The sequence below is a fragment of the Alteromonas sp. MMG017 genome (genome assembly GCF_018100795.1).
In the GTDB taxonomy this organism is placed as follows: Bacteria; Pseudomonadota; Gammaproteobacteria; order Enterobacterales; family Alteromonadaceae; genus Alteromonas.
Window position 1 is genome coordinate 137,839 of record NZ_JAGJDY010000004.1, and the last position, 16,590, is coordinate 154,428.

The following is a 16,590-nucleotide window of genomic DNA, read 5'->3' on the forward strand; positions in this document are numbered from 1 at the left end:
ATGTGTGTTTAAGGCGCCTATATGGCGCCTTTTTTTATTAGCTTTTAGCCTTTCGGCTTAAAGCCAAGCACCCTGTTACGCTCATGGTGTTGTAGCTCTGCCAATGTTTGTTGCTGTTGCTCATTAGGCGTAAGCGTTGAGTAAACCGGCGGAGTTAGCGGTAATTCACCTTGGCCAACTGTGTGTTGATGGGCCTGTTTTATTTGGTTATGACTTAGTTGGTTATGATTTTGCTGGGTGCCAATTCGTTGAGTATGAAGGCTGGGGGCAGATTTACTCTGATGGCCTTTTTCATCAAGCGAGAACGTTGCATTCGGTTGTAGAGCCACAGGAACAACATGGGTAGCAACAATGACTAACCGCGAATGCGCACTCTCATTGATGACCTCGGCAACGCGCTGTTGTGCTTCGTAGTCTAGCCCTTCAAAAGGTTCATCAATTAACAACACATCGGGCATCGCTAATAAGGCTCTGGCCAATGCTAAACGCTTACCTTCACCGCCAGATAAAGCCCTCCCTCCTTTACCAACCCATTCAGCCAAGGTAGTAAGGTGCTGCAAACCAACCCGGGCTAAAACATTGTGCATCGCATCTTCGCTTATTCCAGACGCTGCCGGATCTAAATTGAGTTTAATAGTACCGGCCAAAATGATGGGTTGCTGTTCAACATAAAGCCATTTTTCTAGCATGCCTTGTGGGGTAGCAACATTGTCTATAGAGCGTCGGCCTTCAAAAGGAAGGAGCCCGCATATTGCTTGTAGTACGCTCGACTTACCGCATCCCGAATAGCCTTTAATCACATTCAGCCCTAATGCCTCAAACTGCATATTGACCGCTGGTAGGTTTCTTTCTTTAGCGATAAAACCCGTTAGGGAAAGAGACATGCTGGGTTTATGGGCATTTAGTAAGGGCAAGGGCTGGGTGTGCATTGCGTGTAGCTCTGCCTTGCTATGTCGCCACTTAGCAAGCTTCACGACACTGCTGAAAGTGGCGTTCGCCCAGTCTGGTGCAGCCAATAGCACCATTGGCGTAGTGAGTGCGAGCGGAACAAAATAGGCTGCCGTATTGGCAGTAAAAACAACCAACGCCACTAAAGTGAACACGCCACCTTGGAACAGCCACATAGCTTTAGACACTAGTGCCTGCTCTTTTAGTTGTGCATCTTGTACGCGCTGAGTAGAGGGTGCATTAAACAAGCCCTTCACCGTTTTTGACTTAAGGTGCCATAAGCTACTTGCTTGAAAAAACGTCGCGCTTTGTTGCCGAAAATCAAGCTCGGCCTCAGCCGAACTAGCCACGGCTTTCAGTCCGAAAACCGCCGTAATAACACTAATTACCAGCCACACTATAGCTAGGGCGATGAAAAAACCATAACCTGGCACATTCATGAAGTACCCCGTGAGCAACAGGCCTGTCATTAGCAGCGTAACCGAGGCTAATGGCGAAACCCACGCAATAAAAGCTGAGGCAAGTTGCTCAGTGTGGTTCGCGAGCGCTTCAACTGTCCATGCTTTGCTTTCAAGCCGTTTTGCTGCTAATTGCTCAAACACAGCTAACCGTGCTTTGGCAATTCGGGTTAGCAAATCGTTGTGTCCAAGCCACATGGTGGTGTAACCAGAAGCGATACGAAGTAGTGCGAGCCCACGAATCACCACCGCAGGGATCACGTAGTTAAACCCTATCGGGGCTATTGCGCTAATGGCAATAAACCAAGATGAAATGATAAGAATACTCAAACCCGCTATACCATGAAGCAAGGCCAAACCCAGCGCGCCATACGCAGCCATTGATGTCTGCCCGGTTAGTGATGAAGACGCTTTTGATGTAGATGTACCTTGCGCAAATGCAGCAGGCTTTAACGATTTGGATTTCATTTCACTGTTACCTCACCGTCTGCAACATGCCAATGGGTGTCAAACCAATGCGCAGGCAATAGCTTATGCGATGCCCAAACAACGGTTTTGCCTTGTGTGACGCGAGCAATAAGCTGTGAAAGGCGATGATGTTGTTCATCGGGAATATGCGCGGTAGGCTCATCTAACAACCAAATATCAGGGTCTCTTAATAGGCCGCGAGCCAGCGCAAGCCGCTGCGCTTCACCGCCGGAGAGACTGGGGTATTCGGTCATCAAGGTATCTAAACCATCAGGCAGCGACGAAAGCCAATCGGCTAGCTCTACTGAATTTAGCACCTCGCACAACGCACTATCGCTATAGTGGGCATCAAGTAAAAGGTTGTCTCTCACGCTGCTAGGTAAAACAACGGGGGTTTGGCTCACCCATACGCAGCTTCCATCAAAGCAGTGAGAAGCGTTGCGATGACCCGCTAATGCCTCTAACAATACCGTTTTACCACTACCAGAAACACCATTTAGGCGAATATGCTCCCCTGCTGCAACCTTGAGGTGTTCGGCTTTAAGTAAGTTAGGTATATCAAAATCTTGCGCATCAAACCCCGAAAACGGTTTGTTTGTCACTCCCCTCTTTTTTACTTCCCCTTTATGCGCTGGCGCATTGTCGTTCAACGTATTAAACAACGAAAATAAACACTCGCTGGCCGCTTCAGCTTCGGCTTTTTGGTGATAAACCTGCCCAAGTTTTTTCATTTCGCTTAAGATCAGAGGTACAGTAAGCAACACCCAAAGCCCTTGCTGCAAGGAAATATCCGGCCCTAAATTAAGTTCGCCTAATAGTGAAAATCCAATAAATACCGCGACTAATGCGACCGATAGGGTGGCAAAAAAATCCAATACTGACGATGACAAAAATGCGACACCCACCACCCGCATGGTGCGTTGATTAAGTTGTTCGCTGGCATTATTAAGCAGCCGCATCTGAGTATTATGCGCACGATAACTTGCCATTAAAGGCAGTGCGTTGAGCCTATCGGTAAATAACCCACCTAGTCGCTCAAGCGCCACGAAATGCTTGCGATGTAGGCTGGCGGCGCCTTTCCCCACAATGATCATAAATAAAGGAACAATCGGGAGGGCGATAGCTAACCCCATACCTATTACGGGGTTAACGTAAAAAATAACGACTAACGCCATCAAAGGGACAAGTACAGCAACATATTGCTGTACGCGGTAATCGAAAGCCCAATTGGCGATAGAGCGAATGTGCTTCACCCAAAGTGTTTGCCAGTAAAAAAGCGAATGCTGACGAATGAGGGCATGCTGTTGCTCGGCGAAAATACGTTGTAACTTTTGCTCCATAGCCTGCATCAACTGACTCTTACATGACAATGTAAGCGTGTTTACCAACCCTTGCGCTAACCAACTTATAAACAGCGCAACGGATAAACCTATAATATGGAATTGGCTTGCTTTACGGGTATCTACTACCCATTCATGCATGGCGTGAGCGAAAAAATAGAAAGCGATAATAAGAGAAAAAAGCGACACACACTTCACTAAAGTGATTATCAAAACCTGCCTTCGCACGCCAAGCTTAAGCGTGTTATCAAGTTGATTAAACCCAGCTTGAAATGTCTGTCTGTTTAACTTTTTCATTTACTTTATCGCACTGTCTTTCGGTCAGGAATTCGGTTCAAAAAACCGGTTTAAATGGCGAGTCAAATCAGGCAACGAGCATTAAAATCGTTAGCTCGTTGCCATTTGCGTGTTAACTACGCCATAAGTACTGCTATTACTTAGCTATTCGGCGTCTTCAGGGCGGTCCATGTCTTCGGTAGACTCAAGCCACATAGCATTCAAAATACCCAAAGAACACGCTAGCAATACGCCAAGGATCCAAGTGAAATACCACATATGCTACTCCTTAATAAATAGTGTGAGACTGATCTAAGTCGCTATTTTTTACTCGCCCACGCATCACATAATAACCATAGGCGGTATAGCACAAGATGATAGGCACAAAGATGCAAGCCACAATGAACATGATATTTAGGGTTAAGTGACTAGAAGTGGCATCCCATACCGTTAGGCTAGCTTCTGGCATAGTGATACTGGGCATTAAGAACGGGAACATTGAGAAGCCCGCGGTTAGAATAACGCCAGTAATCAGTAGTGCACTTGAAACAAATGCCATTCCTGCATTCCCGTTGCGAGAAAACATCGCACATGCTAGCCCTGCTACTACACCTAAAACAGGCGCAATAATCATCCAAGGATAGCGTGAGTAGTTAGTCATCCATGCACCGGCTTCAATAGCGACTTCTTTTTTCATTGGGTTCGAGGTGGCTAAGGTATCTACGGTAGAGGTAATAACAAAACCGTCTAATCCAAATGCCACCCACGCACCGGCAATGAGAAACAAGGCTACTGCCACTAAACTCAATATAAAAGATGTGACACGGGCTCTGGCTTCAATGAAGCCATCGGTTTTCATTTGTAACCAGGTAGCGCCGTGGTTAAGCAAGATAGCCACTGACAACAACCCAGAAACAAGTGCGAATGGGGTAAGCAAACCAAAGAAAGAGCCGGTGTAAGTTGATTTAAGCGTGTTGTCGAATTCAAACGGTACACCTAATAACAAGTTACCAAACGCCACGCCAAAAATAAGCGCAGGAATAAAACCACCGGCAAACAAGGCCCAATCCCATGCTTTTCGCCACTGCGAATTTGGCAACTTACTGCGATAATCAAACCCAATAGGGCGCATCCACAGTGCAATTAGCGTTAACGCTAGAGCTAAATAAAAGCCTGAAAAAGCGGTGGCATAAATCATTGGCCATGCTGCAAAAATAGCGCCACCAGCCGTAATGAACCACACTTGGTTTCCATCCCAATGCGGCCCAATGGTATTAATCATTACGCGACGTTCTTTGTCTGTTTTACCAATAATGGTCAGTAGTGAACCTACGCCTAAATCGAACCCATCTGTTACCGCGAAACCAATTAGCAGCACACCGATAAGGCACCACCAGGCTACGCGAAGAAATTCATAATCAATCATGCGTTTGCTCCTTTAGCATCAAAGTCGATAAGGTCATCGTCTTCATCAGTAGTGCGATCTTCAGGAGGCACAGGGCCTTTTTTGGCGAATTTTTTCATTAAGTAAAAGGCCACAATGAACATCACGGTGTAAAACGCTGAATAAGCAACTAACGTGGTGACAATGTCTGAGATAGACAGATTAGACGTTGATGCATGCACTGGCAGAATCTCTGCAATGGACCAAGGCTGGCGACCAAACTCAGCCACAAACCAACCGGCTTCACACGCAACCCAAGGTAACGGCAAGCTATACAATGACGCTTTCAACAACCAGCGAGGCTGGGTAATTTTGTGTTTAGTACTGTAATAGAAGGCGGCTAAAAACACGGCTAGCATGATAAAACCTGATGCCACCATTAAGCGGAAACTCCAAAACAAGGGCGCAACTTTAGGGATACTGTAATCTACTGCTTTTTGTAAGGCCGCTTCAGAAGGTTGAGTCACATCATCCGTAAATGGCTCTAATAACATGGCATAGCCCATGTTGTCTTTGTGCGCCTCAAACAGCGCGAGCTCATCTGCTGTGGCCGTTCCTTCTCTCACGCTATCGAGCAAAGCGTATGCTTTAATACCATCAAGAATACGTAAGCGGTTCTCGGCTTTAATATCTTTTAAGCCTTTCACTTCCTCGGTAAGAGAACGAGTCGCTATAATGCCCATCGCCCAAGGAATTTGAACGGCGTATTCGGTTTCTTCTTTTTCATCGTTGGGAATACCAAAAAGGGTGAAAGGCGCTGGTGCTGGGTGAGTCTCATATTCTGCTTCAACCGCGGCCAATTTTACTTTTTGCACTTCTCCTAACTCGTAGCCACTTTCATCCCCCAGCACAATAACTGACAAGGTAGCCGCTAAGCCGAAGCTAGCAGCAATGGCAAAGGAACGGCGAGCGAAGGCAATATGCTTGTGGTTAAGTAAGTAATAACTAGAGATCGCCAATACAAACATAGCACCGGTTACGTAGCCGGCTGAAACGGTGTGCACAAACTTAACTTGCGCTACAGGGTTAAAGATAACTTCAGCAAAACTTGTCATTTCCATACGCATGGCTTCAAAGTTAAATTCTGCGCCTACGGGGTATTGCATCCAACCATTCGCAATGAGTATCCATAGTGCTGAGAAATTAGAACCAATAGCCACTAACCATGTGGTCATTAAATGTCTTCCCTTCGACATTTTGTCCCAGCCAAAGAAAAATAGCCCAACGAAGGTTGACTCTAGGAAGAACGCCATCAAACCTTCAATAGCCAGGGGCGCCCCGAAAATATCCCCAACATAGTGAGAATAGTATGACCAATTCATCCCGAACTGGAACTCCATTGTGAGGCCGGTAGCCACACCGATGGCGAAGTTAATACCAAACAACTTGCCCCAAAACTGAGTCATCTGTTTGTAAATTTCTTTGCCTGTCATCACATAAACGGATTCCATAATGGCAAGCATGAAACTCAACCCTAAGGTTAAGGGCACAAATATAAAGTGGAACATTGCAGTTAGCGCAAATTGCCACCGCGATAGTTCGACTAACGTATCGCTCATGGGTTTTCTCCCTAGTTAAAAACAGTACGGCAAGCCGCTAAAAATTCTATTTAAATCAACAGCCTTAATTAAAAGAGCGCACCGTAAGACTTATACTTCTGTATGAGGTTTAGCAAGCTTTGCGCCAGCTAAGGCACCACTGCCCCTAACCTTTAGTATTCCCTACTGTGCGGCGCAATTATTCCATTAAGTCGAACTAGCCGCGTTGATCCATCTCAAACAAGACGAGAGGAAACTGCGCCAAAAATGACAATTGCCGCCATTTTTGACATTAAAGTCACATTAAATGATAAGTAGGAAACAGAGCGTGGAGCCTTTGCAAAAAACGCTGCTAAAAAACAAGAGAGGAAAGAGAAGAAAGTGAAAAAGATAGGAGTTAGGTAATAGGTGGCAGGAGATAGGAGATAGGAGATAAAAAGATACAACGGATGCCGATAAAGGCCCGTTGCATCTTCTTAAAATATAAAGCTATTCGGGTGAATAGGTAAGCGTGAAAGCACCTCTTAAACTTCCCGGCGCAAAGCCCGTTGCGGTATCTTCTGGGTATTTTTCTTTAATAATATCAATCACAGCAGGTGCCACATTGTTACCATGACACGCCGTACACACTTGCCCTGTAACAATCGCTGACATATAGCGCAATTCGCCAGTTTCCTCATCCCACTGCGATGCTTCTAGCGGCATAGGCAATTGCTTAGATAATGCGTCAGCAAACTCATGCAATTGGGCTTCCTCCCACGCATCAGGTTTGTTGCCTTGATTACGCACACGAAGCGCTGTGCGTCCTACTGTCCAACCATCCTTTTTGAGCGCTTCTGCGATAGGCCCAGCAGCCACATAACACTCCTCTACCCCGGCTTCTAAGCCTCCTTTTGAAATGGCTTGTTTAAGCCTAGCTTTTAACGCCCCACCTAATGCTTTGGCGTTACTACGTGCCTGATTTAGCTTATCTTCGGGGCCTGCTAGGGTGGTTTCAGTTACGTGTTTTGTCACTATGCTGTCTTGCGGCTGCGGCATTTCAGCCGCCAGTGCAGTTGACAGCGCGGTTGATAGTGGGGTTGATAAAAAGAACCCACTTATTACACCGGCCGTTAATCTCATTTTCATATTCTTTACCTCAATGGGGAGCATTACCTACCAACATAAGTACAAGGCGCGTGCCAATGTGATACCTTAAACCTAGATTAGTTATCTTGTGGGTATAGACTGTGCGCATACGTCATTCATACCCAACCCGTATCGCTAGGTGAAGCTGTTACATGAATATCTCGATTGTTCAGGCAATGATAGATGCCATCGATAAACCTGCTATTTTCATTAATCATCAGTATGTAATAGAAGCGGTTAATCAGCCTTATCGCAATACCTATCCTGTGGATATTATTCCGGGGAAAAGCCAGTGCTTTAAAGTGTCTCACGGGAATACCAAGCCTTGTGATCAATGCGGCGAAAGTTGCCCTATACAGCAATGTAAAGAAACCGGTCGAGCAGCAAGCGTAGTACATATTCATACCACCAATAGCGGCCAAAGCTACTGTGATATTCTCATGCGCCCGGTGCACGATGCTAACGGCGACCTGCTTGGCTACTTAGAAATATTGGATAAACTCGCGTTTGCCTCTAATTACCCTAACAAGGGAAAAATGATAGGTGAATCTGCCGCCTTCAAAGCCATGCTGAATAAAATTAACCGAGCCGCAAAATCCGATATAGCCGTGTTACTTCAAGGAGAAACAGGGACAGGTAAAGAGCTGGTTTCTCATGCCCTACACACCAGCAGCCACCGCGCCGAAAAGCCTTTTGTCGTAATAGAGTGTACGGGGTTAGCGGATTCACTTTTTGAGTCTGAATTATTCGGCTACGAGAAAGGCGCTTTCACTGGCGCGCAGTCGAACAAGAAAGGGTTGGTTGATGCCGCCCAAGGCGGAACCCTATTTTTTGACGAAATCGGCGATGTCCCCCTTACCATGCAAGTGAAATTATTGCGGCTGCTTGAAACCCAAACCTACCGCCCAGTAGGAAGCGTTCAAGTTAAAAAGGCCGATTTTCGTTTAGTGTGCGCGACGCATAAAGACTTAAAATCCTTAGTAGAAAAAGGCGAATTTAGACAAGATCTCTATTATCGAATTGCGGGCTTCCCTATACATCTTCCGCCGCTTCGCGAGCGCCAAAGCGATATCCCTATGCTGTGCAGCCATATGTTGCACGAACTTCCCTCGAAAAAACGCTTACACAAGTCGACTATTGAAGTGCTAAGTCATTACACCTACCCAGGTAACATTCGAGAGCTTAAAAATATTGTAGAACAAGCGTATTTGTTGGCAGATGAAAATGTTATTTATCCAACCGACTTACCCGAGTTAATCAGCGAGCCCACTACTCATAGTAACGCGAGCATTGTTACTCTGGAAGTTGCTGAAGCTAAGTACCTTGAAGAGGTGGTAGCAAAGCACGAAGGCAGTATAGATTCCCTTGCCGTAGCACTGGGTGTTAGCCAACGGACCTTATACCGTAAACTTCAAGCGCTAGGGTTAAGGGTTAAATAGCTCGCAGTAAAAACCCCTTTCAACATCCTATATTTAACGTATTATTAAATAAGTTTCGGTAGAAATAGAATACTGCTTTGCCATTGAAGTCATTATTTACACTGCTAGTATGCCTAACCCTGCTATTGCAAAACGCAATGGCCTTGGGGCTTGCGGCCGTTTCAATGGAAAAAGCACAGCGATTTACTACCGAGTTTAATGACAGCAACAACGATATAGAGCTGATTTGTACCGGCAATACCATGCGCTGGATATCATTAAGCGCGACTGAAGGTGCTGGTGAGTTTGTTTATGTTAGTGTAGATATCAGCAAGATACCGGTAGAACATATCGACTGTACCAACAGCCTGCTTTCTGACTTGCCCAACGCCGTCACGGCACCTGATTTTTCACTTCCTTTAGTCACCTTTGTTCGTTTTAACAACCTTGCTACTGCCATTGCACAGCGCCCCTATACGGCATACGCCTACGCGACTGGGCTCTCCCGTGCTCCGCCCCTTTCATAGTTTAGCCATCACACTTTATTTATAACGCGCTTTTATCAGTTTTATCGCTGATGTTGTTTAATTAAAAATGGACTAATTATGAAAAAAACAGCCATTGCACTAGCAGTATGTACTGCTGGCTTTTCCCCTTTTTTGTATGCTCAAGACACCGCTTCAACCGAAGTTATTACCGTTATTGGCGAGCCACTAACCCTTACCAGTAATGCACCAGTTTCCGCCTCTAACAATACGGAAGCTGACTATGGCGATCAGCTTGCTACGCTACCCGGCGTGACTATTTCTCGAAATGGTCCGGTGACAGGGTTAGTACAATATCGCGGCCTTTATGGTGACAGAGTAGGCGTGACTATTGATGGGGTAGATATCGCGGGCGCTGGCCCTAATGCCATGGATTCCCCGCTGTCGCATGTATTACCTGAACCAGGCCTTCAGGCCGTATTGTATCGCGGAATAGTACCGGTGAGCGCAGGGGTTGAAACCTTAGGCGGTAAATTAGACATTCGTGCTGACGCTCAGCACTTATTTTCTCAAGCCAATGGCCTGCAGTTTAATGCTAGCGCCAGTGCGTATTCTCCCGGCAATGCACAGCAATACCAAGCCAATGCATTTTACGGCGCGGCCAATGGTTTTATCAGCGGCGCATTTACCCACCAGCAACGTGACGAACGTGAGGCTGGCTCTAACGATGCAGGCTCAAGCATTGCCATCCCTAATTCTCAGTATCAAAGAAACGGCGGAAAGCTTCGCGCGGGTTATCGTTGGGGCAAGCATAGCCTAGATGTGAGCTACCAAACGCTAAATACCAACAACAGTGGCACCGCAGCCCTTGCAATGGATATTACTTTTATAGACGCCGCATGGTATCGCTTAGGTTATCAGTACCAAGCCAGTGACGATCGCACGGTGAAAGTAAAAGTGTTTGGGAATAGCAATCAGCACGCCATGGATAATGCATCCCAGCGCGCGGTTTCAATGGCTAGTATGGCCAGACAAAACGACGCCGACTCCGTTGCACAAGGTATAGAGGCAACCTACATCACCCCTGCCCTTGATGGTGAACTTGAAGTAGGTTTTAGTCATTTATACAGCCGAAATAACTCTGTTATCACCAACCCGAATAACAGCGCTTTTTACATCAATAACTTTAGCGATATTACCCGCGATACCTATAGTGGTTTTACCGAGTGGCATCGAGCAACCGACACCGCTGACTATTTACTAGGCCTTCGCTACACACAAATCGATATGGACGCCGATGCGATAGACTCTAACATGGTGATGATGAATGATGCCGTCGCCATGCTAGCGTCTAACTTCAACAATGCTGAACGTAGTGAAACCTACAATATGCTAGATGCAGCGGCCACCATTCAAATCCCCGTTAGCGACACGGTGACGGTATTTACGGGTATCTCGCAAAAAAACCGTGCACCCAACTATTACGAACGCTACACCTGGTTACCGTTAGGGATTACAGGTGGCATGGCTGACGGGTTCAATTACATTGGTAATCTAGAACTTGATAACGAAACCGCTCGCCAGATTGAATTTGGTATCACCTACAGCGAAAACGATTGGACTGTTTCACCCCGGCTTTATTACCAAGACATAGAAGACTACATTGCTGGCACACCGAGCAGTAATGCGGCCGCAATTATGTTCTCGACTATGATGGGGTCGGATACGCCGTTTCAGTGGACCAACACAGACGCCATTATTAAAGGGCTAGATGTGACGGTTAGCGGCAAACTATCGAGTAACCTGCTGCTAACCTCTACCGCCAGCGTTAGTCATGGAAATAGAGACGACATAGACGACGCGCTATTTCGTATTGCCCCTGAGCAATTGACGACTCGTATAGAGTGGCAAAGCCAGCTCATGCAATCCCCGCTGATGTTGTCGGTTACCTCGCATTTAGTGGGCGCACAGAATCATACCTCTGCGCTACAAAATGAAAGTAGTACAGCAGGTTACGGGCTTGTACATTTAGGCGCGCGATGGCAGCTAAGCCAAGGCTTTAGCGTGTTGGCACAACTTCAAAATGCCTTTGATAAGTATTATACCGCTCACACTGCGGGGGTTAATCGGGTATCAAATGCCGATATTGCGGTAGGAGATAAATTACCGGGAACAGGCAGGGAATGGCAGGTCTCAATGAGCTACCGCTTTTAAATACCGCTAAGCTAGCCCCCAACATTAGCGGGCTAATAGAATAAAACGTAAAGTAAGAGGCGCGAGTATGCGCCTTTTTCTCTTACCCTTCGAACTCATACAGAAAAGCCAACGAATGAGGTGGCCTACACTAATTCAAACACTGCCTGCACAATTAAGCGGATTGCTAATAAGGTAACGATAACCTTAAACAGCACGAGAAATTTATCGGCTGGAATCTTCTTGAGTACTTTTAGTCCCACGTAAGTCCCCACGGCACCACTTATAATCATGGCAAAAATTAATCCTAGCCATTGAAAAAAGGAGAAGCCTACAAAGGTAAAAACAAACGCTTTTAACCCATGTTGAAAGGTAAGGCACGAGGCCATGGTGGCGGTTATCTGCATTTTATTGTAATTGTTCCGATGCACAAACGCGGCAACTAGCGGCCCGGTAGCGCCTACAAACATGGAGATTAACGTGGTAATTAACCCTGCTAAACTTCGACCAGCAGGTTGCATTTCTTGCGCCTTCGGTTTGCTGCCCCACACCAAAAACAAGATAAAACCCGCCACAGCAAATTGAATAACCACTAAAGGCAATTGCACCACGATAAACGTAGCCAGTACCGCTCCTAACAACGCCCCAAATGAAAAGAACTTCACCATGGACCAGTCAATATACCGAAAGGTCATTAACGCTCGGTTGCCGTTAGAACCTAACTGTACTAAGCCATGCACAGGAATAAGTGCAGAAACTGGTAAGCTTCCCGCCATTACCGCAATAAGCAACACGCCGCCGCCAATCCCAAAGGTAGCCGTTATTAAGGACGTGATGGTAGAGGTGGCAATCAACACGGCTGCGGTAGTGAGTGAGATAGCACCATCAGCGGTTAGCCAATAAGTAACAAGATCCAAGTGCAGCCCCTTTTCGGTTTATTCATTTGTATTGGCCCCAGCGTAAACAAGGTGAAGAACGCGTATTACAGCTTGTCTTTTCTGAAGACAAATTTAAGGCACCTAGTAGCAATTCGTAACAAATTATCTGTAATTTGAACTTGTACATGCACTTTAGTGCAGGCATATTCTGCAATCTTCACTGCGCAACGAAACGGTATGTCTCTACATCGTCGATGCGAATTTACATGGATTTAGTTTAGGAAGTTACGTTGTATTCCTTTTTCACCCGTTGCAGCATTATATTTTTTTGTACCGTAACGCTAGCTTACGCTAACGATGCGTCTCAACATATAAATAACCTTGCATCGCACAGCGTGTGGAAGCAGTTATTACATGCTGAGCAAACAGCGGTAACACTAAACCACAATGGCAGTCACTTCTATTTAGCCGAAAATGGCTTTGAAGATCCACTTTCAGAACTTGAAGCGACTATTCACGCCTTTTCGCAAACCCCAAAACGCCAATGCCAATTTCCCGCACGTAAGCGTTTTATCGAAAAACATATACCCTCGATTAGCTTCCCTGACGTGGCATGCCCAAAGTATCAAGAATACTTAAATGCATTCTCTACCCACAGCGCCAGCCTTATTTTTGCTTCCGGTTACTTAGGTAACCCAGCGTCGATGTTTGGCCATGTATTTTTAAAGTTTAATGGTGAGTCAGCAGAAGGATTACTCGATAACACCTTCTCTTACGGGGCCAAAGTTCCCGATAGTGAAAACAAGTTGGTTTACATTACCAAAGGCATCTTGGGCGGGTATCAAGGTAAGTTCTCTAATCAGCAATACCATCATCATCATTTAACCTACAGTGAAACTGAGCTTCGCGATATGTGGGAATATAAACTTGCCCTATCGCAAGACGATATTCAATTTCTACTCGCCCATTTATGGGAGTTAGAAAATGCCACCATGACCTATTACTTCTTTGAGCAAAACTGTGCCTATCAATTGGCAAAGTTACTCAGCTTAGTGTTCGATGAACCCCTGATTGCCCCCAACAAGGTTTGGGTAATGCCGTTTGATTTAGTGGTAATGATGCAGCGCCATCAGGGCAGCCGGCCCATGTTTAATGAAGTTATCTACCATGGTTCGCGTCAACAAACACTTTACGATCGCTGGCAGCAATTAACCAGCAAGGAACAGCAAACCTTACTGCAAATTCTAGAAAGTGCACCTAAAGACACACAAGTTAAGCTTGCTGCTTTAGGTGACGCATCGGCAATACGGGTTATTGATACCCTTTACGACTATTTTGCTTTTATAGAACAAAAAGAAGACGACCTCACAGACATACAACAAGCACAAAAGCGGCAAGCCATGATAAAACGATTTGCTATGGCACCCGTTAAACCAAACTGGAAAAGCGTAGATAGACGCCCTCCTCATGAGGCACAAGATACCACGCGTATTGGCCTTGGTTTATACGACACACCATCAGGCAACGTGGCGGGTGAGTTGAACTTTAGGGCCAATTATTACGACCTGCTCACGCTGAATGCGGGGCGAATTCCTTACTCTGAGCTAACCACCTTTAATGTGCGTCTTCGTTACCTAGAGGGTGAAGGGTTAGCAGTAAAAGAGTTTACACCGGTACGAATTATTAACCTTAATGCGTCTGAATCTGGATTGCCACTTGATAGCAATTGGGCTTGGAAACTGGCCTTTGGCTACAGAGAACAAGCTAACAACTGCACCCAGTGCGGCGCAGGTTATATCGACAGTTTTATTGGGAAGTCTTGGGCCTTTCGTCACAACCTTGTAGGTTATGCCGCGCTCAGCACTTCTATTACCAGCTCTAATCTGAATGGCGGCTTTATCGCTGTGGGTTCAGAAGTGGGAGGCGTAGCACATGTTACGTCTGAAATAGCAATGTCATTGGCAGTAGGACAACAATGGTTTGTGAACCAGCCATCGAAGGATCAACATTACCTCTCTATTACCGCGCGATATGCAATTAATCAACGCTGGGACGTGAGAGCCAATATTGATAACAAGCATGGTACTGACTTCGGCTTGCTCATTTCACATTATTACTAATAACAATCAGAGGAATATAACAATGTTTAAAAAACTAACGCTTGCTGCACTTCTTACAACTACCGCCATTGCTGGAAACGTATCGGCAGACGATAACATCAACCCGTGGAAACAATGTGGTATTGGCGCCATGATTTTTGATGACAATGGCACAGCTGCTGCACTTTCAAACATCATTTGGGATTTAGGCACCACTGCGGTTTCTTCAAAAGTATCATCTGCTGATTCTTGTGAAGGTAAAATGGCGACTGCGGCTGTATTTATTCAAAATAACTTTAACAACGTTATTGAAGAAACTAGCCAAGGTTCTGGCGCGCACCTAACGGCAATGCTTGATATTTTAGACGTAAACGAAGCGGCACGTGCTGATGTTGTTACTGCTGTTCGTGCTGAAATGGCACTATCAGTTGCAGCAAATGAAGCAACTAGCCCAGAAGCTTTCTACAACGCAGTTGTAGCAAACATCTAATTGTATGGGCAGTGGCTAAATTGCCGCTTGCGGGAATGCCACTGCCTTATATCGTTGTACTCTTTCATTAAGCTAAGTACAGATCTACGCTTCTTATTTTACTTCTTTAGCAATAGTCATAATACTTTGCCCTTGTTTTACTGAAGGCCCTGATAACCCATAGAGCGCAAAGCCGCTTTCAGGTGCAATCACGGTTTCTACCGTATTGCCGAAATAGTCTTTTACTACCCCTAACGTATCGCCCTTTTTCAAAAATTGCCCAGCGGTAATTTCAGGAAACCATAAACCCGAAAAGTTAACCGGCACCGAAAAAGTCCCTTCAAAGTAGCGACTGGCAGACACGCCCTTCGAGGTAAGCTCCGCTTTACTATTGTTAACAGTCGAAGGTGAAGTAATACCCAAAATACGAGTGGCCTCTTCAAGCCCTTTTACCATCGCGTTTACGTGTTCTTCTTTTTTCGAACCGTTTTCACCAATCTCGACCAAAATGGTTGGGGCACCATGGGCTACCGCTTGGCGATTTAGCGAACGGCGGGTATCTACTTGTTTTTGTGTATTCATTTTGTAAGTCACGATATTCGGGAATTGAAACCCTTCTGCCACCATCATGGCTTGTTCGTAGTCACTTGAAAGCGGACCACCATACACCCCCACAAAACCAGCTAGCCATTCAGCGCCATCACCACTATGAAGGTCGATAACAAAGTCGGCTTTTGCAATAACGTGGTTCGATAGGTTCCACGCTATTTGCTCAGTCTGCGTTCCATCCTCCTTGCCAGGAAAACTTCTATTAAGGTTCTTTCTATCATGGGGGTTTACGTAAATACTTTTCTCTTCAAACGCAGGAATGTGCGCCACACGCACCGCAATAATAGTGCCGGCTAACGTGCTAGGGTCGATGTTCGCCAGCCATTTTTCAGTGGCTAAAATTGAGTTATATTCATAGCCATGAACACCAGCGATGGTCGCAAGTACAGGCCCTGATTTAACCCCGTTAATAACGGTTACGGGAATAAAGGTTGCAGGTTCTGCGCTGTTATTTCCACCAGCCCCCACAGGAATACGAATGTTTTCTCGGCTACCTTCGGCCACTAAAGTGCCTGCAACGCTTATGTCTTTTGCGCTTGCCCCGTGACCAGCCAATAAAATACAAATAGAGAAAACACTGATCCAAGAATACTTTTTAACATTCATATTTTTACCTAAATTTTGATATAAAACGGATTGTTTTTGTAACGCTATAACATTGCTGTTTAAGCAATTATACACTGCCCTGTGCTGGCTTAAATGATTAATTTAGTGAGGGGTATTGCCGTAAGTAAAAACAACGTATGGGATGAATATTTTTTTGTATTTTACGTTCTGACATTGCTTAGCTTTGACTTACGTTGCTATGGCTTATCGAGCTTTGGTTTACGGAGCTTTGG

The 16,590-nt window shown here is 45.6% G+C and carries 13 protein-coding genes; 5 read left to right on the forward strand and 8 right to left on the reverse strand.

All coding sequences use genetic code 11. The features are described 5' to 3' along the window. Nucleotides 1-44: 44 nt before the first annotated feature. From J8L84_RS07425 to J8L84_RS07450, 6 genes are all read right to left on the reverse strand, one after another. Nucleotides 45-1,874, reverse strand: coding sequence for an ATP-binding cassette domain-containing protein (locus J8L84_RS07425; protein ID WP_247670633.1), 1,830 nt, complete (start codon nucleotides 1,872-1,874; stop codon nucleotides 45-47). Next, nucleotides 1,871-3,511, reverse strand: coding sequence for an ATP-binding cassette domain-containing protein (locus J8L84_RS07430; RefSeq protein ID WP_211070132.1), 1,641 nt, complete (start codon nucleotides 3,509-3,511; stop codon nucleotides 1,871-1,873). Before J8L84_RS07430 ends, J8L84_RS07425 begins: the two co-directional genes overlap by 4 nt. A gap of 144 nt (nucleotides 3,512-3,655) precedes the next feature. Continuing rightward, a complete protein-coding gene (cydX, locus tag J8L84_RS07435) occupies nucleotides 3,656-3,769 on the reverse strand; it encodes a cytochrome bd-I oxidase subunit CydX (protein WP_057795490.1) in 114 nt (37 codons plus the stop codon). Nucleotides 3,770-3,779: 10 nt separating this feature from the next. Next, nucleotides 3,780-4,916 (reverse strand): cytochrome d ubiquinol oxidase subunit II, encoded by a 1,137-nt coding sequence (cydB, locus tag J8L84_RS07440; RefSeq protein WP_211070133.1) that lies wholly within the window; start codon nucleotides 4,914-4,916, stop codon nucleotides 3,780-3,782. Next, nucleotides 4,913-6,493, reverse strand: coding sequence for a cytochrome ubiquinol oxidase subunit I (locus tag J8L84_RS07445; RefSeq protein WP_211070134.1), 1,581 nt, complete (start codon nucleotides 6,491-6,493; stop codon nucleotides 4,913-4,915). The genes cydB and J8L84_RS07445 overlap by 4 nt, the downstream gene beginning before the upstream one ends. A 468-nt stretch (nucleotides 6,494-6,961) precedes the next feature. Further along, the gene (locus tag J8L84_RS07450; protein ID WP_247670634.1) at nucleotides 6,962-7,600 is read right to left on the reverse strand and encodes a DUF3365 domain-containing protein; all 639 of its coding nucleotides are present in this window, start codon (nucleotides 7,598-7,600) and stop codon (nucleotides 6,962-6,964) included. Between the two features lie 152 nt (nucleotides 7,601-7,752). Here J8L84_RS07450 and J8L84_RS07455 point away from each other — a divergent pair, with 152 nt between their 5' ends. The 3 genes from J8L84_RS07455 to J8L84_RS07465 all read left to right on the forward strand — a co-directional run bounded on the left by J8L84_RS07455 (nucleotide 7,753) and on the right by J8L84_RS07465 (nucleotide 11,717). Beyond that, complete coding sequence (locus J8L84_RS07455; protein WP_247670635.1) at nucleotides 7,753-9,039, forward strand: sigma-54-dependent Fis family transcriptional regulator; 1,287 nt, start codon at nucleotides 7,753-7,755, stop codon at nucleotides 9,037-9,039. 77 nt (nucleotides 9,040-9,116) lie between these two features. Then, nucleotides 9,117-9,545 (forward strand): hypothetical protein, encoded by a 429-nt coding sequence (locus tag J8L84_RS07460; protein ID WP_247670636.1) that lies wholly within the window; start codon nucleotides 9,117-9,119, stop codon nucleotides 9,543-9,545. Nucleotides 9,546-9,623: 78 nt separating this feature from the next. Beyond that, nucleotides 9,624-11,717, forward strand: a complete 2,094-nt coding sequence (locus J8L84_RS07465) for a TonB-dependent receptor (protein WP_211070135.1) — start codon at nucleotides 9,624-9,626, stop codon at nucleotides 11,715-11,717. Nucleotides 11,718-11,842: 125 nt separating this feature from the next. Here the strand turns inward: J8L84_RS07465 and J8L84_RS07470 are convergent, their stop codons facing one another. Then, nucleotides 11,843-12,613 carry a sulfite exporter TauE/SafE family protein gene (locus J8L84_RS07470; protein WP_211070136.1) on the reverse strand — a complete coding sequence of 257 codons (771 nt, stop codon included), beginning with the start codon at nucleotides 12,611-12,613 and terminating at the stop codon, nucleotides 11,843-11,845. Nucleotides 12,614-12,864: 251 nt separating this feature from the next. On the opposite strand from J8L84_RS07470, the gene J8L84_RS07475 reads away from it, so the two are divergent. Next, nucleotides 12,865-14,694 (forward strand): DUF4105 domain-containing protein, encoded by a 1,830-nt coding sequence (locus J8L84_RS07475; protein WP_211070137.1) that lies wholly within the window; start codon nucleotides 12,865-12,867, stop codon nucleotides 14,692-14,694. Between the two features lie 22 nt (nucleotides 14,695-14,716). After that, nucleotides 14,717-15,163 carry a DUF3015 family protein gene (locus J8L84_RS07480; protein WP_211070138.1) on the forward strand — a complete coding sequence of 149 codons (447 nt, stop codon included), beginning with the start codon at nucleotides 14,717-14,719 and terminating at the stop codon, nucleotides 15,161-15,163. A 93-nt stretch (nucleotides 15,164-15,256) separates the two neighbouring features. On the opposite strand, the gene J8L84_RS07485 is transcribed toward J8L84_RS07480, so the two are convergent. After that, on the reverse strand, nucleotides 15,257-16,357 hold the full coding sequence (locus J8L84_RS07485) for a M14 family metallopeptidase (RefSeq protein WP_211070139.1): 1,101 nt from the start codon (nucleotides 16,355-16,357) through the stop codon (nucleotides 15,257-15,259). Nucleotides 16,358-16,590: the final 233 nt, after the last annotated feature.